Here is a 26,667-nt window from a genome sequence, read left to right on the forward strand (position 1 = left end):
CTATTAATTCCCGTATCTTTGTGATGTAAATATATGAGGAATGTATTTATGCTAAATGAAGACCTGACTAGGTTGTAGTTTAACTCTATTATTGTGTAGTTTTGTAAAGTTTGTGTTAAGGTTGGAAAGTCTGCGAAGGGAGTTTGCGGGCTTTTTGCACTTTTGAAAAGAACTTAGCACAGACTTACATTAAAAAAGCCTTTACTTCAGAGAGTATAGGCTTTTTTGAGTGTTATGCAGAAAGATATTATCCGGCTGTTGCTTTCACACGGTCTTCGTGTGTCATTGCTGCCAGTCTTTTCACTTCGTTTATATCTAGTCCCAGCCCTTCGGCTACCTTTGTGCCGTAATCGGTATGAGACTTATAGAATATTGCTGTCTGGCGCAGTTGTATTCGTTTGTCGGCATTCTTTATATGCGCAACTATATTGCCCACCAGATTCTTTTTGTCGTAGTCAGACAATACCCTGCCATACAAATCGCCTGCCTGAACATAATCTATGTCTGACAACTCATATTCGTGGCGTGCAGCCAGTCCTTTTACATCGACAGGAGGGGTGGCATATTTCTTATCGGGTGTTGCACCATCAAAGCTGTTAGGGTAATAGTTCGGCCCTGTATAGCTATGCATATTCATCGCACCATCGCGCTGATATGTATTAATCTGAGCTTTCGGACGATTGACCGGTATCATTTCGAAATTCGTACCCAAACGATGACGGTGTGTATCAGGATAACTGAATACACGTCCCTGAAGCATTTTATCCGGCGATATGGCAATACCCGGAACCAGATTTCCCGGTGAAAAGGCAGCTTGTTCTACTTCCGAGAAGTAATTTTCAGGATTTTTATTCAACACCATCTTACCTACAGGAATCAGCGGGTAGTCCTTCTGAGGCCATACTTTAGTCACATCAAAGGCATCGAAGTCGTACCTTTCCGCTTCTTCGGGGCGCATAATCTGTACACATACGCTCCACGAAGGATAATTCTTCTTATCAATATTCTCGAACAGGTCGCGGGTTGCATGATCGGGATCGGTGCCTGCCAGCATTGTAGCCTCTTCCTTTGTCAGGTTTTTGATACCCTGATCGGTTTTGAAATGTAGTTTTATCCAGAAATACTCACCTTTTTCGTTATACCACATATAGGCATGGCTTGTAAATCCGTGCATCTGACGGTACGAGGCAGGAGTTCCCCTGTCGGAGAAGAGAATAGTTGCCTGATGTACACTTTCGGGTGTCAATGACATAAAGTCCCAAAAGGCATTGGCATCATCCAGATTAGATGTCGGATTCTTCTTCTGCGTATGTATGAAGTCTGGGAATTTGATAGCATCCCGTATAAAAAATACAGGCGTATTGTTGCCCACCATGTCATAATTGCCGTCTTCGGTATAGAATTTAACAGCAAATCCGCGAGGGTCTCTGGCACTGTCGGCCGATCCGCGCCCACCACCGACAGTAGAGAAACGCACGAATACATCGGTCTTTTTGCCCACAGTCGATAAGAATGAGGCACAAGTGTATTTGTTAAGGTCGTTAGTTACTTCAAAATAACCATAAGCACCTGCACCTTTGGCATGCACTACACGCTCCGGGATCCGTTCCCTATCGAAATGAGCCAGCTTTTCGACAAGATGCGTATCGGAAAGTAATGTCATGTGTTGATTTTGAGTAGTGATAGAGGCCTGATCGTTGTCAACGGGGATGCCCTGGTTTGTCGTCATCCTTTTGTTTTTTTGTTCCATAAGTCTAAGATTTTTTAGTTATAGTTAAGTGTTAATACAAGTGTGATACTTTTCTAACAAGAAAGTCCATCGGATTGTTCTCGCTAAATTCCAAAAAGGAAAAAAACAAGGTCGGACTTTTAAACTTAAAGTCCGACCTTGTTTTATCTTGTCTTATTATCAGGCTTTTGCTTTAGCCTTAGCTTCTATTTCAGATAATTCTTCTGCTAGTTTTCCGGCAGCATTGGCTGTTACTTCATTGATCTTTTTTTTGCCTTTTCTTACTTCCTGCCTTGCTATAACACCGGCACGCAATGCCCTGTTTTTACCAACGAGAAGCCCGTGATCAAGATCAGACTTTGCTTTATCGGTAGCATTATTTACTCTTGAGCGTATTTCTTCTCTTGTTTCCTCGTCCGATAATTTTATTGCTGCATACGCACCTAGTGCGCCAACAGCGAGTCCTAAAATAAATCCTTTCATATGTGTTATGTTTTTATTAGAGATATTTTTCGTTTCTCGTTTAACAAATATAAGATATTTATTAGAATAACAATCAAAAGAAGATTATTGTTTATCCTTAAATAACTAAAGTGTTAAAAATATGATATGTAAAAATGGGTTGAAATGTTATTTTTTTCGATGAAATGATGATTTTTGGCTTAATATTGCTTCATTGATACAATATTTTACTATATTTGCCTATAAGATCATCTTTTGACTGATTTTAAACTATTTATGAACTAAAAAAGCGGACTATGGAATTTAAAGACAGGTTGAAGTATTTATTGGAGAAGGATGGAGTAACCGCTTATCGTATATGGAAAGATACGGCTATAACAAAAGGTACTATAGCAAACTACATCGAAGGTAAGACCAACCCTAACAAATCGAATATCTCCATACTGGCAACATATTTCGGAGTAAACGAAGACTGGTTGCTGAAGGGTGAAGGCAAAATGAGCCGTTCGAATAAGGTGAAAGGTGAAGATCCTTATCTGATAACCAAATCGGGTACAAAATATTACGAGATGGCAAACGGTAAGTACCGTATGCGTGTACCCTTCATTCCGGTGAAAGCCTATGCGAAGTATATAGATGAGTACAGGGATGCCGAAATGCTGGATGAGGACTTCGAAGAGTTCGATTTCATCGTAGATAAGATAGGACACGGTCGTTATTTTGCCTTCGAAATAAAGGGTGATAGTATGGACAATGATACAAAGCGCAGTCTGAGTAATGGTGATATAGTACTGGCACGCGAATTAGGAAAGGAACATTGGCGCAACAAACTGCATACGGAAGATTTTCCGAACTGGATAATTGTATTGGACAATACAATACTTTGCAAGCAAATTATAGATCAGAATATAGAGAAGGGGACCATAACGTGCCATTCGCTGAATCCATCGCCGGAATATGCCGATTTTGAACTGAAAATGGATAGCATCTGCCAGTTGATGAATATTGTGCAGCGCGTATCCAGCACATTCTGAGAACGTGGAATTTATCTAGTTTGCGATATTTCCCTGATATGGGCTTTTAGTTCGGGGAAAAAGACGTTATAGCCCGATTCTATCGTTTTATAATGCTGTTCGAATTCTTCAAAAACGGGAGCGTCGTCGTCCAGATAACTGGCACGATTCTTTAGCCTTTCGAAACTGCGTTCTATCATCCAGCCGTAACGGTAATTGTAGAACCAGTCTTCGCTTCTCATATACATAAACATCGAGAGAAATTTTTCGGGAAAGATGTCTCCGTATTGTTCGATCTGATTGTATGACCTTTCTGAGAAAGCATGCCATCCGCCTTTGGGGATATTCAACTCATCGAGAGCCAGAAAATGATCGTAAGCCACATCGAGGAACGCTCCTGCATACTTTCCTGCCGAAGTACGGAATACTTCGGCCGTCTCATGTGTAACAGGATGATTGTCGGTGAAAGCGTCTATTTGCCGGTGTATGTGTATTCCCCGCTGTACGGCTTCGGGGTATAGTTCGATTTGCTTGCCTTTGACAAGGTCGGCAATCATGTTTCCCATCAATACATCGGGGTCGCCAAAAGATAAGTATGCATGTGCAAGAAAGTTCATTCTAGTTCTCTTTTCAGTAAAGAAACAAAGATACGTTTTATAAATTGCAATCGCTACAAAAAACAGCCATACCCGAAGATATGGCTGCATACACACGTCACTTATCAGAAACTATTGCTTAACAATAGGGAACTTGCTTATTTGTTTGATGTTTTGCAGATCGGAATAGTCGTACTGATACAATCCGTCATCAGCTATCATCATCAGTATATTGTTGTACGGAATAACGTCGTAGCCGTCCATGCCTTCATAGTGTGCCAGCTTATTGGCCATCAGTGTTTGCGGGTCTTCCGAATTGTATATCTTCAACCCTTCATCACACAAGAATAGAGTATTGTTGTCTATGCCGAGACCTTTAGGGTTTTTCATAGCATAGGATGCAATATTTTTTGGTTTCTTCACATCGGTCACATCTATAGCGAGTAATTCATTCGCATTCTGTCCGCAGAAATTACCTGTGCGTATGGTTACATATGCAATGTTGTTGTCGACTACCACCGGGTCGCATCCGAAAATATGAGATATGGCAGACTGGTATTCGGGTTTTACCGGATCGGCTACGGAGTATATGATCAGTCCACGCGGAGTTCCCATAAACATATTGTCACCATAGTTGAAGATTGTTTCCACATCCCAGCCTATATGTATATTCTCATTTACCATTTCGGGCTTGTCGTTTGTCAGTTTGAAGATGTTCATCTGATTATTTATTACTGTGTACAGGTAATCTTTATACAGGCTGAAACGCGACATAGAACCGTTAACTCCATTGCTTTTACCACCTCCACTTTCGGACGATGCATAATCATCATATTTGCCGGGCTTATTTTTAGCTATCTGCACACTACGTTCTACAAGATTCCATCCTACAACCACTCCTTTCTCAGCCCTTTGGCTATGATACATCTCGTAGTCATAGCCTGCGCCATTCTCTATAGTAGGCAGAGCAAGGATAAATACATCATTAAGCCTTCCTTTCAGTTCAGGTTTAGCCGGATTGGTCATGTCGAACCAAACGAGGTCTACATAGGCATCTGCATAAAGTATATTCTCGCGCACCGATAGGTCGGCGTTTCCTAGAATCTCGATAAAACCGATGTTTTTCGGATTTTCGGGCATACGGTTATCTATAATGTGTATTCCTTTTTCAGGTTCGGAGATGTACAGATATCCATTGTAGAAACATATCTTGCCCTGATTGGTTATTTCCTGTGGTGTAGTCGATACTTTTACAGAGTTGCGGAACTCTTTAGCATCCATAAATACCGGTTCGTTTATCTGATAGGTATATGTTTCGTAATTATCGTCGCTACAACCGTACGAAAGATATAGTAGAGGGATAAAAATTGCAAATAGAATTTTCTTCATAGTTGTAATTTTTTTTAAGTGTTAGAATAATTGGGCTTACCATTTTATATAATATTGTATAATAAAATCGGAAATGAAATTATAGCTGCATCAGAACTGGAATCTGAGTCCTGCTCCGAGTCCGAATACGGTGTTTTTATCGGTGCGGATACTCATTGGCTGATTGTTGTCGAAGTAGTACGAAAGACGAGGCTCAACGTACAGTCCCCAACCGTTGTAGAAGTTGTATGATGCTCCCACTGAGGCGTTAAGTGACCATTGCATGCCATTTACACTGCCTTTGTCTCGTATGTTTGACGTTTTTTCTTTGTTGACGAACATATCCTGCGAGTAGATTCCTTTAAGTCCTTTTTCGGCCATTCCACCGCCCGATATATATACGTTCCACTTCGGATTGTTCCACAGATAGACTACCAGATTGAGCGGAACTCCCAGATAATGAATTTCCTGTTTTGCCTGATAGTATGGCGTACCGGTTTTCTTCATGGTGGTAGACAGGTATGTGTAAACTAACCCTGTCTCTACACCTATACGTTCGTTTATATCCTTTCTCACGGTGATGCCGAAAGAGAGTGGTACTGCATGGTCAATTTCAGAGAATTCTTCTGATTCCAGCATATTGTTAGCAAATAACAGAGATGCGCCATCGGGAGAAGATGCATCGGCACTCATATTACTGAACATAAGGTTATTTGATCCCTCTGTAGATATCCCATTACTCGAAGATACCGAAGCGGCAAGAAGCCAGTTATTATCTGATCTTTCTTTTTCGGGTAGCAGCAGTCTTTCCGTTTTGCGGCTCTGTGCAGCATTGCTTTTTTTGCTTTCGGATGGGGTAGACGCTTGCTTGTCAGATGTTTGCTCGTTATCCGGCAACTGTTTGTCCGGCAGAGTATTACCAACCGGAGTATTGTCGGTAGCATTCCCCGTTATATTGTCAGCCAGATTTACAGTGTCTATAGCTGTTATAATCTGATCTATGATTGTATTGGTATCCTGCTGATCGCCGCTATTGAGTGCTATGTTATTACGGGCTGTCTGCCTGCTTATTAATGGCACCATACTCTGGTAGACAGGGGCAGCCGGAGTGATGGTTTCTATATTTTGAGTACTTTCTTCTGTTTTCCTTTCATGTTTCGGCGGCATCACTATTTCTCCTGCTGTAATCATTTTCAGTGGGGATACATCATTGCCCTGCGAGTTGAATAGTAACGCTGATATTATAACGACTATGGAAGCTGCTGCACCCCCGATCCACCACATGAACCGCCTGTTGCCTTTCGGCTGGAGGCGTTGTTCTATTTCGTCCCAACACGCTTCATCGACAGGCATACGATAGTCTTCCAGTTTCTGCTGTATCAGCTTACTGAAATCGTCCGAAGGTTCATTATAATTTTTCAAGTCTGGCATCTTCATGCGTTATTAATGATTGCACATTTTTTTGCAGGGCTTTTCGTGCCCTGATAAATTGTGAACGAGAGGTGCTTTCTTTTATATTCAGCATTTCAGCTATTTCGGCATGTGAATAACCTTCTATGGCAAAAAGGTTGAACACAGTACGAAACCCGCTGGGAAGCCTGGCTATACAAGCCATCAGTTCTTCGGCAGAAAGCTGTTCTAAAACGGAATAATCTTTATTATCCGCCGCATCGTAGTATTCGTCGATGCTTACACTTTGCTTGAGCGTATCATTCTTGCGGAGGTGTTCGAGAGCCGTAGTTACAAAAACACGCCGTATCCATCCACCCAGCGAGCCTGTTCCGGAATACATATCTATTTTAGTAAATACTCTGATAAATCCGTCCTGAAGCAAGTCGCGAGCTGTTTCCCGGTTGTTCACATAGCGCATACATACACCCATCATGACAGGTGCGTATTGCTCGTAAATTTGTTTACGAGCCCATGATTCGCCACGTTTACATCCCGCGATTAGTAACTCTTCCTCCATCAGCTGATACTCTCTACTTTACTTGATGCAAAATGACTGAAATAAGTTGCATCAGGGTACAAATATTTTGATGTTAATTTAAATAAACTCTTATACAAACAAAGCCTCCTTAACGGGAAGCTTTATTTGTGAAATAAAATAAGGAGTAAAACTGTTATCCGTTCTCATTGATTCTTCTCAGGCGCATAACTATCTTATCAGGTTGGCTTATGTCTGTAACAGTCATTATGCTGTCTTCTATTCTGAATCTGCATATCCGTTCTTTTCCCAGTTGGTCTACCACCCTTATCTGGTCGTCTTTGATACTGTATATGCCCATAAAAGTGCTGCTCGATGTCTTTCCGTCGTTTTTTATATCCATGTAGATAGTATCTCTTTCAAACCTTAGTTCGGGCGAGCATATAGAATCGTTTGCTATAAGGAAAGACGTATCGCCCGAATCGTCGAGTTCCATCGCCCAACGACCTGCAATAGCATGGCGTTCGCCGCATGCCATCAGTATGAATATACATAAACAACAAAAGATAAGCTTTTTCATCGTTATTTTATCAAATAAGGTGCAATATATAAAATTATCAGACACCTTATATCATTTTTTTCTTTAGATTTGTATTCCATGAGTTTGTTTGTCCTATAGCCATTGCTTGATTTGCCCGGTTTGAAGAAGAAAGATCAAAAAACAATAAGATTATGAAAACACGGATATTATTTCTACTGACTGTGATAATTTCTATGCCTGTTGTTGCTCAGGAAGGGCATAAGTTGAATACCGGAATAGATCTGTCTTTCGGAGCGCATTATTTCGATAGTAATAGAGGTAATCCGCTGGCTGCCGGAGTAAGTGTAGGCTATGAATACGATTTTATTTTCTTTTTCGGAGTCGAGGCCGGATTCAGGTTCGGAGGATTCAATCAGAAGATCAATTTTACCGATCTTAATTGGGGACTTGATCCGCTTGGAAATAATAGTTTGGGAGGAGAGGATATATACAGGGGAACATATCTGGCACCCTATATAGCGCCTAAAATATACTTACCCATCGGCTATGATGAAAAGAAGGACAGACCGCGCTTTATCTATCTTGAGAACAGGTTTTCATATACCCGTATGAATCTCGATCTGGATAAAATAACCGATATGCAGGGTTCTGCCCATAAGTGGCATTTCCAGTACGAGATCAGAGCAGGATACCAGTTTCCGGTGAATGACCGATGGGCTATAAACTGCTGGCTGGGATATAATACATTCGATTTCTCAAAAGTAAAACCGGAATCTATAAAGTTTAAGAACACCACTCCGATACAACTGGGAATAGGCTTTAATTATATTTTGAAACAGTAGATTATCAGGCATGACCCATGTTAGTTTGCCCGTTTTCGGATCACCACTAAATTAACTAAACATCAATATCTATGCTTATTAAAAAGACTTTAATTCTGTTAGCTGCTATCGTGATAGCGGGAAGCACTGTGTTTGCTCAGAAATCACTTTATTCGATGACGGTGAATGGAGCGCTTAACCTTTCGGATATGGATATAAGTAATCTGAAAACAAAGCTGAAGGCCGGATATAATTTCAATGCAACTTTCGAGTATAATCTGCCTAAGAATTTCTTTTTACAGACGGGGATCGGATTCTCTAATAAAGGAGCTAAAGTGAAAGACCATGAATCGGGGATGATGAGGGGGAGTGAGCTTGCAACTATTATTCAGGATGAAAGAATAGATCTTAATGATACATATTATTATGCCAGTGCCGCAGATGGAAAGTATAATACCCAATATATTACAATTCCGCTTATGGGCGGTTACAGGCTTTCAGTATCTGAGAAAATAAGGATGAATCTATCCTTAGGCCCATATTTTGGTTATGGTATCGGGGGAAAATCAAAAACATCACAAGTGATAGCAGCAAGATCTTCATTTACAATACCCGGGAACGGGATGAATGAATCGAATGACTTTACCATAGCAGTAGGTCGGGGATATGATGTAAAATCGTTCGATATACTGAAACGCTTTGATATGGGACTGCGGGGTAATGTGGGAATAGAGTATCATCGTTTTCTGCTGAATGTAGGCTATGAATATGGCTTTATAAATCAGATAAAAGAAGGAGATGGATCGTCTTATAATATGAATTTATTTGTAGGGTTAGGGTTTCGTGTATTTTAAATCTACATAAGATAAAGACTTCGAAATTTATAGCTTTTTTTTAATACTTGTAGGAGCGAATTGAAAATCGACGGAGTCAAAGATATTCGCCCCTACGAATAATCTGAATCATTCTTTGAATTTTGGTGTGTACGACAGATTTTACCTTAAAAATAAAAACAGGGAGCATATCGCATGTTCCCTGTTTCTGTGAAAATAGTGGTATAAAATATTATTGAAGATGTATATTTCTTTCTTTCAGAACCTTTATCATGTCGGCAGTCATCTTTTCCAGATCGTACTCCGGGCTCCAGCCCCATTCCTGACGGGCACAGGTATCGTCCAATGAATTAGGCCACGAATCGGCTATCGCCTGTTTCAGCGGGTCTACATCATATTCCATAACAAAGTCAGGATAGTGCTTTTTGATAGCACTATACAGCATTTCGGGATCGAAGCTCATAGCTGCTATGTTGAACGAATTGCGGTGTATAAGTTTGTCTGGATTAGCTTCCATAATGTTGATGGCCGCATTCAGTGCATCGGGCATATACATCATGTCCATGAAAGTGCCGGCCTTTAGCGGGCAGACGAATTTTTCTTCCTTCACAGCATTGTAATATATTTCCACAGCATAGTCGGTCGTACCGCCACCGGGATGTGTCAGATTGGATATAATTCCCGGAAAACGTACCGAGCGTGTATCAACCTTCCAGCGGGTGTAATAGTAGTCACTGAGAAGTTCGCCCATTACTTTCGTAATACCATAGACTGTATTCGGTCGTTGTACGGTATCCTGAGGGGTCTTGTCTTTTGGCGTATCAGGCCCGAAGGCACCTATCGAACTTGGTGTGAATACAGCACAATTGAAATCGCGGGCTACATCCAGGCAGTTCATCAGGCTGCCTACACCTACTTCCCAACCCAATTTTGGGTTTTTCTCTGCCGTTGCCGATAATATAGCAGCCAGATTGTAAATCGTATCTATATTGTATTTCTTTACCGCATCTGCTATCTGCTGTGCATCGGTAGCATCTATTTCTACAGTAGGCCCCCAATCGAAAAATCCTTCAGGATAGGGAGGTTTGTAATATCCGCAGATTACATTGCTGTCGCCGTATATTGAGCGCAGCCTGATACTTAATTCCGAGCCTATCTGGCCGGTACTACCTACAATAAGAATGTTTTTCATACGATGACTATATTGTTATTTTATTACGCCTAATTCTTTTCCTATTTTTATAAAGGCAGCGATACATTTATCCAGATGTGCTTTTTCATGTCCTGCCGATATCTGAACACGTATGCGGGCAAGTTCTTTAGGTACTACCGGATAATAGAATCCTGTAACGTAAATACCTTCATCTAATAGCTTAGAAGCCATATCCTGCGACAGCTTCGCATCGTAGAGCATAACGGCACATATAGACGACTGCGTAGGCTTGATGTCGAATCCGGCAGCTTTCATTTTTTCCACGAAGTAGTCGGTATTGCTATGCAGCTTGTCTTGCAACTCGTTGCTGCGTTCCATCATTTCAAACATCTTTATGCCTGCGCCGGCTATAGACGGTGGTATAGAGTTCGAAAACAGGTAAGGGCGCGAGCGCTGGCGCAACATATCTATTATTTCTTTCTTTCCGGTAGTGAATCCTCCGATAGCTCCACCGAACGATTTGCCCAGTGTGCCGGTAATGATCTCAACTTGTCCTTTCAAGTTGAATAGTTCGGTAGTTCCGCGTCCTGTTTTGCCAACTACTCCGGCAGAGTGCGATTCGTCTACCATTATCATGGCATCGTATTTCTGAGCCAGTTCGTATATCTTATCCAGCGGCGCTACATTGCCATCCATAGAGAATACTCCGTCGGTAACGATTATGCGGAAGCGTTGTTCCTGAGCTGCTTGCAGTTGCTTTTCCAAATCGGCCATATCTGCATTTGCATAACGGTAACGCACTGCTTTGCAGAGACGTACGCCGTCTATAATAGAGGCATGGTTAAGCGAATCGGAGATAATAGCATCCTGATCGGTCAGCAGGGGCTCGAACACACCACCGTTAGCATCGAAGCAGGCAGCATACAGTATAGTATCTTCTGTGCCGAAGAACTTTGCGATAGCAGCCTCCAGTTGCTTGTGCAGGTCTTGTGTCCCACAGATGAAACGTACCGACGACATACCGAATCCGCGCGAATCCATCGCCTGTTTCGCAGCTTCTATCAGTTCCTTACTGTCCGATAATCCCAGATAGTTGTTGGCGCAGAAGTTCAATACTTCTTGTCCGGTACTCACACGTATTTCTGCCCCCTGAGGAGAAGTTATAATACGTTCATTTTTGTACAATCCTGCCGATTTTATATCAGCAAGCTCGTTTTGCAGATGTTTTTGAAAGCTGGAATATGTATTCATAGTCAAAATTTTGATGTAAAGGTAGCAAAAAGTCAATACATATATTGAGTGAAATTATGAAATATTTTCCCGTTAACAAAGAATGTGAATAAATCATATAACAATATAATGAGTGACCACATAAAATAATAAAAATATCTATCTTTAGCAGTCCAATATAATATACGATCGAAAAATGTAAATGTAATCATGAAACACGTATTATTTTTGTTTATTCTGTCATTTTTTTTGCTAAATATGACTACAACACATACTCAGTCCGATAAAGCAGCATCACTTGTCCTCGATAATTATGCTGTTCCTATCGAAAAAAAAGGAATCCGTATAGGTAAAGTGATAAACCCTACAGGTGAAAAACTGTCGATGGAATCTGATAGTTCCGGTTTATTTGTTCTGGATAGAGATGGCTATATAAGTCTGAAAAAAAATGCCATGCTGACCGATGCTTCACCTCAGAGCTACGAAATAGTATTGAAGAGCGGAACTCTAAAGAAAGCTTTCGAACTGGTCAAAGATAACTTTATCCGCAATAAAGTGATTGCCCATCGCGGTGCATGGAAAAATCAGGATGCAAGCCAAAATTCGCTGAAAGCGCTGGACAAAGCTATCGAAATAGGCTGTGAAGCTTCGGAGTTCGATGTATGGCTTTCGGCAGATAATGAGGTGGTGCTTTCTCACGATCCTGTAATAGGTGGCAAAAAAGTGGAAGAAACCACAGCAAAGGAGTTGTACACAATACCATTGAAAGACGGTGATTATCTGCCAAGTCTGGTTCAATACATAGAGCGCATAAAAAAACAGAACAAAACCCGTCTGGTCTTGGAAGTGAAAGCATCACAACTGGGAGTGGAGCGGAGCAAAGCAGTGGCAGAGGCTTCGGTACGGATGGTACACGATATGAAGGCTCAGGCGTGGGTAGATTATATAACATTCAGCTTCGAGGCTGCCGAGCGCATACGAGAATTAGACCCGTCTGCAAAGATATTGTATCTGGAAGCCAATAAAACGCTGGATGAAGTGAAGACGGCTGGGATGTCGGGAATAGACTATCATTACAGCAACTTTATTAAAGATGCAGGTCTGGCACAAAAAGCAAGAGATAAAGGTTTGCTGACAAATGCGTGGACGGTAAATAAAGAGGATGATTTGCGTAGTATGCTTGGTCAGGGCATAGATTATATAACTACAGATGAACCCGAACTGTTGCTGAATATACTCGGTTCGCGGTAATACAGGCAGGGAGAAAAACAGATATATTAAAGGCTTTGGGACAGTAATGAGCTCAAAGCCTTTTATTTTTTTCTGAAAAAATATAGTTGTTTATGGAATCCGGGAGGAAGAAGACTCTATATAGTGTACCCGCGAAAACGGGGACAAGCAGCTTCTGTAAAATAGGCTATTCCCCTTAGCCTCCCGAGCCTGATTAAAGATAATAAGAATCTCTCAAATCTTACTTATTACCTGCGATCGGGTTCGGTTGTTTTTTATTATAACAAGTTATAATTATTTCAACAAAAAAAAGCCGGATATTTCCGGCTCTACTATATTATTTTTGTGTCTTTTCGGCGTATGTGAAAGTGGTAATATAATCATCCGGAATAGTCTGGTTGTTGATTGTTCCCGATATTTTTACTTCCGAAACCAATTTGTATTCATCGAATGTATAAGCATAAGCTAACTCGGCGTATTGTTCCCCGCCTTTGGAGGCGACAACGCTCAGTACATTGTTTTTATTGCTTTTGCCTATATAGTCGGATATATATACCAGGTTTGTCACCAAAATACAACTTGCGCCTTTCAGGCTCTGAGTATTCAGAGGCATTTCGTAGGCATACTTGGTTACAGGCTCGTATTCTGTATCATCGTAGGTATAGGTATAGTTAACACCTTTAGATGTAGATATTTCCTTTATATTTCCATTCTCAATAACGTATTCCTCCTCATATCGAGACTGAGTATCACCTGCATGTGAATAACTTTGCATCAGAATGAGGTATCCGGCAGCATCGTATGTAAAATGTACCGAATCGTTCTGTGACCGTTCTTTTGAAATTTCACCTTCGTTATTCGTTTCTTTGTATGTCACATGGCGCGAGTACATAGCACGACCACCGGCATCAAGTTTCACAAGAATGCTGTCGTATATTATTGTCGAACCGCTTTCTCGGCTTTTAGAGTAAGATACGCATTTGTCCTTATCCAGCTTGTCTATTTTATACTCTTCACTTTGGGGAATTGCCAGCAAAGTCATTTGATACTCGTCATCATATGAAAATACGAGACTGTTACGGTCTATCAACCCAAAACGCTTTTCCGGATAATTGACTTTCTCTACTATCCATGTTTTAGGTGGTTCCGCCTCCGGTTCGTGATAAAGCTTGAGTTCTTCCGAACAGGAGACCATCATTGTCAACAATATTGCGCTAAGGTAAAAATGAGTCAGAAATTTCATTTTGTTTGTTATGATAGGTTGAAATATATAAAAGGTGTTCTTGTTGGTGTCAAAGATAATATATTATAGTAAAAAATAAAGTAAAAATGCTATAAAACATTATTGCTGCCATTTGTTTTTGCTTTTAGAGTGTTCATGCTCTGCTATATAATCCCTATCTTTGTTGTTGCAGCATCAAAATTGAATCTAATCTAAATAAAAACTATAGCGTATGAAATTGCGAAGCCTTTTCCTTTTTTTGTGTTTAAGCGTTGTGATGGGATTATCCGCCCAGAAGAAACAAAAGTTATCCCAGATATATACTGTTGCCCCTGTTAAAGTATTTTCCCCTGTGTTGGTAGACTCAGCCAATCTTAAGGGAGAGAAATTTTCTGATGCAAATATATTGAAGATGAACCTGACAATTCCCGAGCAATCAGCTTTCGTCAGGCCCTTGAAGGCTGATACGGCAGGTTATTTCTATGCAGAAAAACCGGAAGAAGGCATGACTTTTCAGTTATTCTCCTTTTATGTGAATGCTGATAAATACGCTAAGGGCACGATTAAAGTAGTGTCGCCCTATATGCTCGAAATATATGTTGACAATAAACTTATAGCATCTAAGACTACCAAAGAAGATAACCTGCGTGCCGAAAAAGAAGCTTCGGCGGCATTCGGTCCGTCATATCCGCTGAGCAGCCGCGTTGTAATCAAACTGCTGGCAGCTGCGGAAGACAAAGCTTCGGTTGCGCTGAAAGTTTTCATCGAGAATGAAAAATCGGATTCTACCACCTCTTTTACGACTGTAAATACAGACAAAAGATCTATAAACTTTACCGACATGTTACTGGGCAAACGCGTAACGGGTACAAATATGTCGCCTAACGGGCAGTATGCACTGGTATCGTACCGGAATACTTTCGGGGAGAAAAGCTCTTCTACCCGCGAACTTTATGATGTGCGTACAGGCAAATCGGTACTGATCGATACGGACAACGGCAAAGGGCAACTGAACTGGATGCCTGTCAGTGAGAAATTGTATTATTTGTTCAAAACTGAAGGAGGTACTAATCTGATAACGATAGATCCTGCCACTTTGCAGGAAAATGTATTGGTGAAAAATATCCCGAACGAATCGTTTTATTTTTCTCCTGATGAAAAGACGTTGTTTTACAGCAAACAGGAAAAAGGAGATGAGAATAAAAGTGACCTGCGCCTGTTGAAATCGCCCGAAGACCGTCAGGCAGGATATACCAACCGTTCATTTATTTACCGGTACGACATCAGATCGGGGCTGAGCCAGCAAATAACCTATGGTGCACACTCTACATGGCTCAACGACATCAGTGCTGATGGCAAACAGATACTCTTCTCTATATCGGACGAAACGGTGACTGAGCGTCCTTTCCGAAAATACTCGATGTTCAGGCTCGACCTGTCAACAATGAAAACTGATACATTGTGGAAAGGCGAAGGCTTTGCACACAGGGCAACCTTTTCGCCGGATGCGCGTAAGGTACTGATACAAGGATCGGGAGAGGCTTTCGGTGGTATAGGGCTGAATGTGGCAGACAGACAGATAGCCAATAGTTATAACGGGCTGGCATTTATAATGGATTTGTCTAGCAAAAAGGTAGAAGCTATAACGAAGAATTTCGATCCGAGTATAGATAACGGATTCTGGAACAAAAAAGACGGGCTGATCTATTTTACAACTACCGATAAGGATTATGTGAATATATACAGTTATAACCCGTCAAATAAATCGTTTATCAAACTGCCACTCAGTGAAGAAGTGGTACGTTCGTTCTCTACAGCCGATAATGCAACTACAGCCGTATATCATGGGGTAAGTACATCCAATTCTACGAGAGCATATATCTATGATATCAGTAGCAAAAAATCGACAATGATAGCCGATCCCTACAATGAAAGGTTGTCGCAAATGACTCTGGGCAAGATGGAAGACTGGAACTTTACCAATACAGACGGGGTAGAGATTTGCGGACGTAGCTATCTACCGCCTAATTTTGATGCGTCAAAGAAATATCCGCTTATTGTATATTATTATGGTGGTACCAGCCCTACAGCGCGTACATTGGAAGGTCCTTATCCCCCGCATGTGTTTGCATCGCAGGGCTATGTGGTATATGTAGTACAACCGAGCGGAGCAACAGGCTACGGGCAGAAGTTTGCCGCCCTGCACGTAAATGCGTGGGGCAAGCGTACAGCCGAAGATATTATAGAGGGTACACAGCAGTTTCTGAAAGCCCATCCGTATGTAGACAGCAAGAAGATAGGCTGTATTGGGGCTTCTTATGGTGGATTTATGACTATGTACTTGCAAACCCGTACCGATATGTTTGCAGCAGCAGTGTCGCATGCAGGTATCAGTTCTATCAGCAGCTACTGGGGTGAAGGTTACTGGGGTTATACTTACAGTTCGGGTGCAAGTGCACACAGCTATCCTTGGAATAATCCCGATCTGTATGTGAAGCAAAGCCCGCTTTTCAGTGCAGATAAGATTAATACGCCGATACTGTTTACACATGGTACAGTCGATACCAATGTGCCAATAGGAGAGAGCATACAAATGTACACCGCCCTAAAGATATTGGGCAAGCCTGCCGAGTTTATACAGGTGAAAGACGAAAATCATGGTGTGATGAACTACAAGCGGCGTGTAGAATGGAATAATTCCATTATGGCATGGTTTTCTAAATGGCTGAAAGATGATGGTAGTTGGTGGAAGGCTTTGTATCCGGATAATAAATAATGTCAAGCAGTATTTGAGATTTGCAAAACAAACAAGCTCCGGACAATAATTGTTCGGAGCTCGCTCTTATGAAAACTATTATTAAATGTGCCTTTGCAGGAAAATCAGTTATTCACTAAACCTATCCTTCCAGCAACTCCTCATACAAAGTACGTAATCGTTCGCGAAGATGCAATACAGCATACCGCTTTCTCGATATCAGCGTATTGACAGGAATGTCCATCGTTTCGGCAATCTCCTTGAACGAAAAACCTTCCATTTCGGTCAGATCGAACACCTCGCGCTGTTCGGGCGGTAGTTCCGACAAGGCCGCTTCCAGTTCGTCCCACACCAGCGTACGCAGATACTCCGTTTCGGGAGAGGCGTCCTCATCCATCAGCAGGCTTGTCACCTCCGACAGAAACAGTTCGTCATCATCCTGTGTCTTCACATAAGGCATCTCTACCTCACGGTGCTTACGGCTGCGGTCTATAATCTGGTTATTGGCAACCGAATACAGCCATGCGGAAACCTGTTCGATAGGTTTTTCTATCAGGTCGATCTTGGATAGCTGGTAGAAAACATTCTGTAAGATGTCTTCCCCGTCTTCCTTCGACATAACCCGCTTGGCTATGTAGTTCTTCAGTTGCGACCGGTATTTTTTGAATATGTCCGAAACGCTCTGCTGTTCTTTTGGCAGATCAGCCGTCATATTCAGCACTTCTTCTGTCATCACTTCTGTTATCTTGCGGAGTCTCTTCTCTTCCGCATGGTCCGTCACCAAAACCGTGATATCTCATATGCTTACGCATATATTCCCTGCGTTCTTCCTTCGTCATGTCTTTCATCTGATCTCTCAGTATGTGCCATTGGCGAAATTCTTCGCGCTTTTGCTTAAAATGGTGTCTTTTACCTCCAAACCTGCCGAATCGCCCGAAGCCTCCGAGCAGCAGACGGCTCAGTATCATCAGCCCGGCAGCCTGCCAGTAATTTATGGTTGTCCATCCTATAATAGATGGTATAAGTGCATTCCACAAAAGCATTACAATAGCTATGGCAGCAGCAAAGACTGCTATAAAAATGAAAATGCCTACAATCTTTTTTCTCTTGAAATCTTTCATATTTATTTTGTTTTTATTCTGTTAATATAACGATATATTATCTCCTACCCAATAGAAAAGGTATATAATACTTGCTGCTATCAGCAATAAACTAACAATGATCGTTGCCACAGGAATTATGTCTAATTCTTTCGTGACTTTTTCTATATTATTTTCTTCCATGACGTTTATACTTGTTTATTTTCTTTAGATATATCCTTACTATTTATGACGAATGAGCGGAAAAGATATTTTAAATTTTCTACATTTTCTCAAATAAAAGACATAAACTACTATTTAACAAAATCTTACATGACAGACAAATATTTCTATTAAACCATCTAACCCAAAACAATGTCTATATATAAATCAATATTCGTACTTTTGAGGCCGGAGAAAACTATAAACAAATGAAAAAAATAACGATCACCATCTTTACTGCATTATTGACAATCAGCCTATACGCCCAAACAGGCAATGATAAACAAGCAATTACCGTACCATACGACAGCACTGCCAACTTCTTAGGCAAAAATGCAATGGCATACACCGGACAGGAACTGTTTCTGAAAGGGCTGAGCAAATCATCACAGGCTTATGGTTACAATGGATTTATTATCAACTACAAGAAAGACGATGATCTGCTCAATGATGAAAAAAACATATACAAGCCAAACGAAAACTACAGTTCGCGCTACGAAGACATAGTGCACAAGTACTTTCATGTACTGGAAGTTATCAAGCATCCAAGTACAAAAACAGAAAAGGCGGCATACGAAGACGACTTCTATCTGAAATTGCAGGAATTGTCGAGCGGAGACATAGTCTATTACAAGTACAATACCAACTCCGAATACACATTTCCATTCATCGTAAGGGGTTATTTCGAAAAGCAACGACAACTGCGCACAGGAAAGGAATATGTACTGTCGGACGATGTACTGAGAATGTCGCGCAACCTCATCACCGGAGCAGCAGTGCCGTTCACTACCGGACAAACATGGAAATGTACGGATGTAAACATCGATAATTCGACAAACGAACTATCCCTTGTACTGGAAAGCAAAGGTGTGAAAACCACTGTCCCCTACTCTATCTTTGACAATGTAGACGGTATAAAGAAAATATATACAGCCGAAGAAGCGAAAGAACTAACCCGCAAATACAACGCCAACAATTTCCGCCGCATCCTGCAAAACAAGATCAGAACAGGCATGACAAAAGACATGGCACGACTTGCATGGGGCGAACCTCAGGACATTAAGAAAAGCGGGAACACCGAGACATGGACATATCCTGCCGGAAGTCTTACTTTTAACGGAGACAGGATCGTCAGTTCCAAATAGGCTTTTATTACCCTGATATATGCTGTTTAATTCCTATGCCTTTCTCATATTCCTGCCGGTAGTATTCCTGCTATACTGGTTTGTCTACAATGACAAGCTCAAACAGCAGAATATATTGCTACTTGCAGCCAGCTATTTCTTTTACGGCTTCTGGGACTGGCGCTTTATGGGATTACTGGCGATATCCACACTCATTTGCTACTATACGGGGCAACGGATAGCTTCGGCTGAATCTGCCAAAGGGCGCAAACGCTGGCTGTGGCTTGGGGTAGTAGTCAGTCTGGGATTTCTGTGCTATTTCAAGTATTTCAACTTTTTCATACAGTCGTTCGCCGATCTGCTGAACCTGTTCGGACTGGAAGCGCATCCGCTTACCCTGCACATTATCCTGCCTATCGGTATTTCGTTTTATACCTTTCATGGGCTGTCATACCTGTTCGATATATACAATAATAAGATACAACCGACCAAAAGCCTTGTCAACTACTCGCTGTTCGTTTCCTTCTTTCCGCTGCTGGTAGCCGGCCCTATCGAACGGGCAACACACCTGCTACCACAGACCGAAAAAGCACGCACATTTGACGGAAGCAAAGCTGTAGACGGATTGCGGCAAATACTATGGGGATTCTTCAAGAAAATAGTAATCGCTGACAACTGCGGTTCGCTTGCCGATAATATATTCAACAACTACGGGGAACTGCATGGCAGCACACTCGTACTAGGCATCATACTGTTCTCATTTCAGACTTACGGCGACTTCTCCGGCTATTCGGACATTGCCATCGGTACGGCAAGATTGTTCGGATTCGAGGTATTTAAAAACTTCAATTATCCTTATTTCTCGCGCAATGTAGCCGAGTTCTGGCGCAGATGGCATATATCGCTTACCTCGTGGTTCAGAGACTATCTGTACATCCCTATGGGCGGTAGCCGCGAAGGACAGGCCAAGACGATACGGAACGTTTTCATCATTTTCATCCTCAGCGGATTCTGGCACGGAGCCGACTGGACTTTCATCGTCTGGGGACTGCTCAATGCCCTGTTCATTCTGCCATCAATCGTATTCAAGACCAATCGTAAGTATCTCAATAGCGTAGCACATGGGAAATTCCTGCCATCGGTAAAGGAGTTTTTCCAGATGAGCGGTACATTCCTGTTGATTGCTTTCGCGCGTATATTCTTCCGCTCCGAAAGTATGACACAGGCATTCGGGTATATCAAAAATATGTTTACTGCCGACCTTTTCAGTCTGCCAAAAGTATATTCGGGTCAGGTCTTCCTGCTTATGATCCTACTCGTACTGATAGAGTGGCTGGGCAGGGAAGACAATTATGCACTGGAAGGTATCGGGCAAAAAGTCAACAGCAGAGTTCTCAGATGGCTGTTCTACTATTTCATTATAGCCCTTATCATCATTTATTGGGGAGAGCAACGTTTATTCATCTATTTTCAATTCTGACGTTATGAAAAGGTTTATCACATATACGCTCCTGTTTCTTGCTCCGGTGGCACTTGTACTGTCGGTGATGGAATATATGCTGAGAGAGATACCGAGCACATACCGTCTGAAAGCCGAATACCTGCACGAAGACGAGCGAAGGGTAAAAATACTTTGTCTGGGAAATTCCAGCGGGGCTTATGGATTCGATCCGCAATACTTTTCTGAATATACATTCAATGCGGCACAGGTATCTCAGTCGCTCGACATGGATTGCGCCATAGTAGAGCAGGAAATAGACAGGCTCGATTCGCTCGAATATATACTACTCGCTGTCTCCTACCCTTCCCTGTTCTTCAAACTGGAAACTAGTGTCGAAAAATGGCGTTTGCCTTATTACCGATATTACGGTATCGATACAGGATACAGTGAAAGCCGCAAGCCGCTTATATTTCAGGATGCAATGGGAAATAACGTGCGCCGGATAAAGCAATATTACATCAACAAAGACGATCCTGCATACAAAATGACACGTCAGGGCATGATAGAACTCGAACCAGCCACTAACCTTACAGCCCTGCAAGTGAAAGCCAAAGAAGTTGCGATACGCCATACGGTACGAAGCCTCAACATGCCTTTGGTCAGGGAAAATGCAGGCTACATCATAAAAATAGTGGAAATGGCACGACAAAAAAATGCCCGCGTTATGCTGGTTACATTACCGTTCCATGAGGACTACAGGAAATACACCTACGACAAGCAGATGAATATACTCAGGGGACTGATGAACGACCTGAGCAAGAACGAAGGGGTGTATTATTACGACATGAACGAATACAGCTCAGACTATACCACCGAAGACTTTTTTGACGGTAATCACCTGAGCCGCTATGGTGCAAAAAAAGTATCTTTACAACTCGATTCTATTATAAAGATTTTGGATAGGGACAGAACACAATAATTTTATGAAGCTATGAAACAATATAATAATCTACCCTTAAAGATTCAGAAAAAATGGGATATTATATATAGTGAAGAGTTGAGTAATAATATAATAACCTTTAGGAATCAAGAGGGAAATTGGGGTGCTTTACGAAAACAAAAAAATATATTCTCGACAAACTATAATTGCATTGTCGAACCCGTATTCTATTCAATCCATTATGAAAAAGAGATAAACTTAATTGTTGCTGTAGAGTATAGCGATGAAGATTATCAGCTATATAAGCTTTTTGATAAGGATGGGGTATTAGCAGGCTCACTCCAAGCTAAATATTTAATAATTAAAGATAATTATATAATAAAAGAAACAAACTGTGGAAAATATGAACTCCTTGATAATAAGTTTAATACATTAATTGTTGAAAAAGATGGCTTATCATCCATCGGATGTAATCTTTTTGCTTTTGAAGAAGGAGATAGATATGGAATATTAAATAGCTTGGGAGAGATCATAATACAACCGGTAAACATAAAAATCCATTCAAGAGTCTCTAATAATAGGATTATTGTTGAATCAGTTCCCAATAACTACCACATATATGATATACATGGAAATGTAGAAAAAGATTTACCTTATAATTATATATTAAGAGCCTCAAGTAATACATACGCTGCACCTCGTGAAGAGAATCTGGATAAGTTTAAGACCATCATAGGTAAAAGGCTTGATGACTATCTTGAGATGACCGACTTCGATGGAAAATGGGGCATAATCAATAACGACGGGAACGAGATTATTCCCAATCAATATGATTACATAGATTTTTTCAGATCTGACAATTATTATAAAGTTGGATTGGGTAAAATGTTTCTGGATCAGGATGATGAAGATTCTTACATCAGTATTCAAAACAGAGATTATCCTTATCTGGCAATTAAAAATACAAAGTGGGGTGTTATCGACAGTCAGAACAATATCGTTATACCTGTCGAATATGATTGGATTGAGGAGATCAGTGACGGCAAACTATGGGCTGTTAATAAGGGAGGTCTACTGTATTACAATTCAGATCACCAAGAAGACAGATGGGATATATCAGGAGGCAAATGGGGTGTAATAGATTGTAATTCAAAAGTTATTGTTCCAATCATATATGACAAGATTATAACGAGTTGGTTTAGAGTCAAGAATTATATATTTGTGAAAAATATTACGGACAACTCAAGTTATTATGACTTTGATGATGTTTACGATTTCGATGGCAACCTGATTGTGGATAATATACCCAATATAAAAGACAATATGTTTCGGTCTTCTGATCAGTAATTAGAATAAGATTTATATTAGGGCTAATTTTTCAACATAAAATCATTCAATGAGAACACAAATAATAAGCGACTTACATCAAGAATTTGGAATGTCTTTATTAGACTTTAATGACATTGATTTGCTTATTGTTGCAGGAGATTTAAACTTGGGTATTAAGGGTATAGAATGGTTAAAAGCGAATGTAAAAGACATACCTGTTATCTATATATTGGGTAATCACGAATACTACAGAGGCAGTTACCCCAAAACGCTGTATAAGATAGAAACATTGGCTGAAAATACCAACATTCATGTATTGGAAAACAAGTCCGTTATTATAAACGATATAACCTTTCATGGCACAACTCTCTGGACTAATTTCGAATTATACGGAAATCCCAGAGTCTACGGAAGTATGTGTCAATCGCGAATGAACGATTATCGGTTGATACGCCTAGACCCGTCTTACTCAAAATTACGCTCCATAGATACATACAATATGCACTACAATGCGATGAAGTGGTTAGAGAATAGCCTGAAAGAATCGGCTACTGATAAAAACATCGTTATCACACACCATGCACCCAGTATAAAGTCCATTCCCGAAAAATTTAGACAAGATGCTATTTCATCTGCATACGCATCTGATCTGGAATCCTTCATATTGGAACATAAACCGAATTACTGGATACATGGGCATATACATCAGCCTGCCGAATACATGATAGGCGATACTAAGATTATATGCAACCCTCACGGATATATTAGTGATAAATTGTAAAAAATGGGACTCGATCTTACAGACACTCAAAATAAGTTTCAGCTAATCTGACAACATTTTTCTCTTTCAAACGCCCTCTAAGGGCTTTTGGGGAGGGGATTTGAAAGAAAAAAATGTATTTTGAGGTTGAATTTCATCTGACAGTAGAAATTGTATGATCGAGTATCAACTTTAGCAGATAAATATAATGGATATAATCCGAAGTTGGTTATTGATATTTAAGACTAACCTATCACCAGCGAAGTCATACTCAGCGAACCTGCAATAACCTTATCATTGAAAATGCTGATTTTTTCATCCTTTTGCTGCAATGCCAATGTGTACAGCAGCGGGATGTAATGTTCGGGTGTTGGTATTGCCAGCCCTGCCGAAGTGTGTATGTGGTTGTAATCAATCAGTGAAGCATGATCTCCGTCCATTATCTTATTCTTGAACAAGTTATTAAGATCGAAAGCCCAGTCATAACCATACTCTGCATTGAAATCATCCCCCTCTATTTTCATTATCCTCAGATTGTGGATCATGTTTCCGCTTCCCACAATCAGCACCCCTTTGTGGCGCAGGAAGGCAAGTTGCTTACCCAGATCGTAGTGGTATTGCGCCCCTTTAAAGTGGTCGATACTCATTTGTACAACAGGCACATCGGCATGCGGATAAATATGTTTCAATACGCTCCAGCTACCATGATCTATCCCCCACTCGTAGTCTTCACCCACCGTTACATCCTTTATCTGCCGGCGTACAAGTTCAGCCAGTTCAGCCGATCCCTTTGCCGGATATTGTTGTGCAAAAAGTTCTCTTGGAAATCCGTAAAAATCATGGATTGTTTTGGGCTGTTCCATCGCCGTTACAAACGTGCCTCTGGTTTCCCAGTGTGCCGAAATACAAAGAATAGCCTGTGGACGCGGCATCTGCATGCCCAGTTTCGACCATTCGTGTACAAATTCATTATCTTCTATGGCATTCATCGGTGTGCCATGCCCAACAAAGACAACGGGCATAAGAGGTGTATCTCTGAATGTCATTGCCTGTTTATGTAAGTCTTGTAGTGTCATTGTATTTGAGTGTTTAGTATAAAAATCGGCTCTGATCGTAAACCAGAGCCGAAAAAACTTATTTACAATCTATTATGAGCAATTACTCCGGTTTTGCAGCAGCTTTAGCTACTATTGTTATTTGCAGCTCGATATTGTCGTTTACAATATTCTCTTTCAGATCAGCGAAAAGCGTTTTAGAACCATATTTCACATTCCATTGTGTACGGTCGATAGTAAACGGTACAGTCACAGCTTTATATGTATCGCCTTCTTTTGTAATCTTAGCACCGAAAGTAATGTTCTTTTCTACATCTTTCAGTTTCAGGTTACCGCTTACCATATAGTTTACACTATCGGTCGGAGTTGCAGCAGCTTCCACTTTGGTTACGGTGAATGTGCTTGAAGGATATGTAGCCACATCGAAGAAGTCTGCACTCTTAAGGTGGTTAACCAACATATCGTTCATATCTTTCTGAGTAAGGTCTTCGTCTACAATAGCATTCATATCTATTTCGAATGATCCGGAAGCCACTGTTTCGCCGTTTATAGCAAGAGTTCCTGCTTTAAGAGCGATTGTTCCATTATGCGAACCACCTACTTTCGATCCTTTCCACTGTATAGAAGAAGCCTGAGTGTCTACCACCAGTTCTTCACCTGCTCCGGAAGCCGCCGCCTGGGCATCTGTTCCTTCGACTTTATTTTTTGCTGCATTGTTGCACGATACTGCGAATACTAATACTGATAACGCAATTAAATACTTTTTCATAATTTCTAATGTTAATTTACTATGTTACTAAAATGTTAATTTATCATTTATTGTCTATATAACGCTACCGCTTTAAAATTGTTTAATATACATGAATTAATATTTTACTGTTTATGTATAAAAAAATTTATAGCTTTGTCCTATCTTAAAACATAACATATGGTCAACCTGGAATGGTACAGAACTTTTAAGGCAATCTATCAGTATGGAACACTCACGCGGGCAGCTCAGGAACTAATGATTTCGCAGCCGAATATGAGCATCCAGCTTGCTTCGCTCGAAAGCTATATCGGCAAACCGCTCTTTGTAAGAATGCCGCGAAAAATGATGCCTACCGAGTACGGAAAGCAGCTCTACACGCAGATAGTGGAGTCTATCGACAATCTGGAACGTGTAGAAGCAGAATTTAAGCGTACGGTACTCAACAAAGCTCCAACCATCCGGTTCGGCACGCCTTCCGAAATATTTACCAACTATTTGTCACAATATATCGGACAGCAACCCGATCTCAACCTTACAGTCGAATACGGACTTGCCGATGGACTTACCGAAAAACTGATAAGCAACGATCTCGATATAGCCATCATAACCCGCCAGAGCAAATCGGATGATACACTCACATATGAACCTCTCTTCACCGAATCGTTTATGATCGTATGCAATCCGGCTATGGACACAACAGTATTCGACAAGCTGATAGCTGAAAACGATTATACTGCTGCCGAAAAATGGCTGAAAGAGCAGAAATGGTACGCATACGGCAACGACCTGCCACTGGTCAGAAGATTCTGGCGCGAAAACTTCAAGAAACGCCCCATACTTAAGCTGCACGCCACGATACCCGATAACGATGCCATACTGAACGCCGTAAGCAACTGTGACGGGCTTGCCGTTTCGTCCGACCTCATTGCGGGCAAGGCACTCAAATCGAAATTGGTGCGCATCCTATGGCAGGGACATACTCCGGCAACCAATACCCTTTATCTGGCATACAACAAGGGTAAAGTACAGCCTCAGTATATAGATCAGATAAGGTCTTTTATCACAACATACATTGCAATCAAATAA

25 protein-coding genes are annotated in these 26,667 nt (G+C 41.1%); 11 read left to right on the forward strand and 14 right to left on the reverse strand.

The window, feature by feature from the left end; translation table 11 throughout:
* Positions 1-247 precede the first annotated feature (247 nt).
* Together M2448_RS03090 and M2448_RS03095 are read right to left on the reverse strand one after the other, a co-directional pair.
* The gene (locus M2448_RS03090) at positions 248-1,750 is read right to left on the reverse strand and encodes a catalase (RefSeq protein WP_280644816.1); all 1,503 of its coding nucleotides are present in this window, start codon (positions 1,748-1,750) and stop codon (positions 248-250) included.
* A gap of 159 nt (positions 1,751-1,909) precedes the next feature.
* Positions 1,910-2,212 (reverse strand): hypothetical protein, encoded by a 303-nt coding sequence (locus M2448_RS03095; protein WP_280644817.1) that lies wholly within the window; start codon positions 2,210-2,212, stop codon positions 1,910-1,912.
* A gap of 275 nt (positions 2,213-2,487) precedes the next feature.
* Here M2448_RS03095 and M2448_RS03100 point away from each other — a divergent pair, with 275 nt between their 5' ends.
* A complete protein-coding gene (locus tag M2448_RS03100; protein ID WP_280644818.1) occupies positions 2,488-3,225 on the forward strand; it encodes a helix-turn-helix domain-containing protein in 738 nt (245 codons plus the stop codon).
* A gap of 11 nt (positions 3,226-3,236) precedes the next feature.
* Here the strand turns inward: M2448_RS03100 and M2448_RS03105 are convergent, their stop codons facing one another.
* From M2448_RS03105 to M2448_RS03125, 5 genes are all read right to left on the reverse strand, one after another.
* Positions 3,237-3,821 (reverse strand): ACP phosphodiesterase, encoded by a 585-nt coding sequence (locus tag M2448_RS03105; protein WP_280644819.1) that lies wholly within the window; start codon positions 3,819-3,821, stop codon positions 3,237-3,239.
* A gap of 111 nt (positions 3,822-3,932) precedes the next feature.
* On the reverse strand, positions 3,933-5,189 hold the full coding sequence (locus M2448_RS03110; protein WP_280644820.1) for a hypothetical protein: 1,257 nt from the start codon (positions 5,187-5,189) through the stop codon (positions 3,933-3,935).
* Between the two features lie 90 nt (positions 5,190-5,279).
* Entirely contained in the window at positions 5,280-6,599 is a 1,320-nt protein-coding gene (locus tag M2448_RS03115; RefSeq protein ID WP_280644821.1) for a porin family protein, read from the reverse strand.
* On the reverse strand, positions 6,577-7,137 hold the full coding sequence (locus M2448_RS03120; protein ID WP_280644822.1) for a sigma-70 family RNA polymerase sigma factor: 561 nt from the start codon (positions 7,135-7,137) through the stop codon (positions 6,577-6,579). Before M2448_RS03120 ends, M2448_RS03115 begins: the two co-directional genes overlap by 23 nt.
* A 154-nt stretch (positions 7,138-7,291) precedes the next feature.
* Positions 7,292-7,675 (reverse strand): hypothetical protein, encoded by a 384-nt coding sequence (locus M2448_RS03125; RefSeq protein WP_280644823.1) that lies wholly within the window; start codon positions 7,673-7,675, stop codon positions 7,292-7,294.
* A 152-nt stretch (positions 7,676-7,827) separates the two neighbouring features.
* On the opposite strand from M2448_RS03125, the gene M2448_RS03130 reads away from it, so the two are divergent.
* A complete protein-coding gene (locus M2448_RS03130) occupies positions 7,828-8,478 on the forward strand; it encodes an outer membrane beta-barrel protein (protein ID WP_280644824.1) in 651 nt (216 codons plus the stop codon).
* Between the two features lie 71 nt (positions 8,479-8,549).
* Complete coding sequence (locus M2448_RS03135) at positions 8,550-9,311, forward strand: porin family protein (protein WP_280644825.1); 762 nt, start codon at positions 8,550-8,552, stop codon at positions 9,309-9,311.
* Positions 9,312-9,522: 211 nt separating this feature from the next.
* On the opposite strand, the gene M2448_RS03140 is transcribed toward M2448_RS03135, so the two are convergent.
* A complete protein-coding gene (locus M2448_RS03140) occupies positions 9,523-10,482 on the reverse strand; it encodes an NAD-dependent epimerase/dehydratase family protein (RefSeq protein WP_280644826.1) in 960 nt (319 codons plus the stop codon).
* Positions 10,483-10,497: 15 nt separating this feature from the next.
* Entirely contained in the window at positions 10,498-11,694 is a 1,197-nt protein-coding gene (gene kbl, locus M2448_RS03145; protein ID WP_280644827.1) for a glycine C-acetyltransferase, read from the reverse strand.
* A 237-nt stretch (positions 11,695-11,931) separates the two neighbouring features.
* On the opposite strand from kbl, the gene M2448_RS03150 reads away from it, so the two are divergent.
* The gene (locus tag M2448_RS03150; protein ID WP_280644828.1) at positions 11,932-12,924 is read left to right on the forward strand and encodes a glycerophosphodiester phosphodiesterase family protein; all 993 of its coding nucleotides are present in this window, start codon (positions 11,932-11,934) and stop codon (positions 12,922-12,924) included.
* Between the two features lie 316 nt (positions 12,925-13,240).
* On the opposite strand, the gene M2448_RS03155 is transcribed toward M2448_RS03150, so the two are convergent.
* Positions 13,241-14,146: a hypothetical protein gene (locus M2448_RS03155; RefSeq protein ID WP_280644829.1), complete on the reverse strand. Its 906-nt coding sequence runs from the start codon at positions 14,144-14,146 to the stop codon at positions 13,241-13,243.
* Between the two features lie 211 nt (positions 14,147-14,357).
* On the opposite strand from M2448_RS03155, the gene M2448_RS03160 reads away from it, so the two are divergent.
* Positions 14,358-16,901, forward strand: a complete 2,544-nt coding sequence (locus M2448_RS03160; RefSeq protein WP_280644830.1) for a prolyl oligopeptidase family serine peptidase — start codon at positions 14,358-14,360, stop codon at positions 16,899-16,901.
* A gap of 121 nt (positions 16,902-17,022) precedes the next feature.
* On the opposite strand, the gene M2448_RS03165 is transcribed toward M2448_RS03160, so the two are convergent.
* Both M2448_RS03165 and M2448_RS03170 read right to left on the reverse strand, forming a co-directional pair.
* Positions 17,023-17,613, reverse strand: coding sequence for an RNA polymerase sigma factor (locus M2448_RS03165; RefSeq protein WP_280644831.1), 591 nt, complete (start codon positions 17,611-17,613; stop codon positions 17,023-17,025).
* Entirely contained in the window at positions 17,582-18,001 is a 420-nt protein-coding gene (locus M2448_RS03170; protein ID WP_280644832.1) for a hypothetical protein, read from the reverse strand. Before M2448_RS03170 ends, M2448_RS03165 begins: the two co-directional genes overlap by 32 nt.
* Positions 18,002-18,390: 389 nt before the next feature.
* On the opposite strand from M2448_RS03170, the gene M2448_RS03175 reads away from it, so the two are divergent.
* Genes M2448_RS03175 through M2448_RS03195 form a run of 5 tightly spaced genes read left to right on the forward strand, consistent with a single transcriptional unit; the run spans position 18,391 to position 23,796 of the window.
* Positions 18,391-19,326: a hypothetical protein gene (locus M2448_RS03175; protein WP_280644833.1), complete on the forward strand. Its 936-nt coding sequence runs from the start codon at positions 18,391-18,393 to the stop codon at positions 19,324-19,326.
* A 19-nt stretch (positions 19,327-19,345) separates the two neighbouring features.
* Positions 19,346-20,785 (forward strand): MBOAT family O-acyltransferase, encoded by a 1,440-nt coding sequence (locus M2448_RS03180; protein ID WP_280644834.1) that lies wholly within the window; start codon positions 19,346-19,348, stop codon positions 20,783-20,785.
* A 4-nt stretch (positions 20,786-20,789) separates the two neighbouring features.
* Positions 20,790-21,725 (forward strand): DUF1574 family protein, encoded by a 936-nt coding sequence (locus M2448_RS03185; RefSeq protein WP_280644835.1) that lies wholly within the window; start codon positions 20,790-20,792, stop codon positions 21,723-21,725.
* A 12-nt stretch (positions 21,726-21,737) separates the two neighbouring features.
* Complete coding sequence (locus M2448_RS03190) at positions 21,738-23,033, forward strand: WG repeat-containing protein (RefSeq protein ID WP_280644836.1); 1,296 nt, start codon at positions 21,738-21,740, stop codon at positions 23,031-23,033.
* Positions 23,034-23,082: 49 nt separating this feature from the next.
* The gene (locus M2448_RS03195) at positions 23,083-23,796 is read left to right on the forward strand and encodes a metallophosphoesterase (protein ID WP_280644837.1); all 714 of its coding nucleotides are present in this window, start codon (positions 23,083-23,085) and stop codon (positions 23,794-23,796) included.
* A 224-nt stretch (positions 23,797-24,020) separates the two neighbouring features.
* Here the strand turns inward: M2448_RS03195 and ygiD are convergent, their stop codons facing one another.
* Together ygiD and M2448_RS03205 are read right to left on the reverse strand one after the other, a co-directional pair.
* Positions 24,021-24,851, reverse strand: coding sequence for a 4,5-DOPA dioxygenase extradiol (gene ygiD / locus M2448_RS03200; protein ID WP_280644838.1), 831 nt, complete (start codon positions 24,849-24,851; stop codon positions 24,021-24,023).
* Positions 24,852-24,933: 82 nt separating this feature from the next.
* Positions 24,934-25,599, reverse strand: coding sequence for a YceI family protein (locus tag M2448_RS03205; protein ID WP_280644839.1), 666 nt, complete (start codon positions 25,597-25,599; stop codon positions 24,934-24,936).
* A gap of 159 nt (positions 25,600-25,758) precedes the next feature.
* Between M2448_RS03205 and M2448_RS03210 the strand changes: the two genes are divergently transcribed.
* Positions 25,759-26,667, forward strand: coding sequence for a LysR family transcriptional regulator (locus tag M2448_RS03210; protein WP_280644840.1), 909 nt, complete (start codon positions 25,759-25,761; stop codon positions 26,665-26,667).

Source organism: Dysgonomonas sp. PF1-14 (assembly GCF_029892965.1).
GTDB lineage: Bacteria > Bacteroidota > Bacteroidia > Bacteroidales > Dysgonomonadaceae > Dysgonomonas.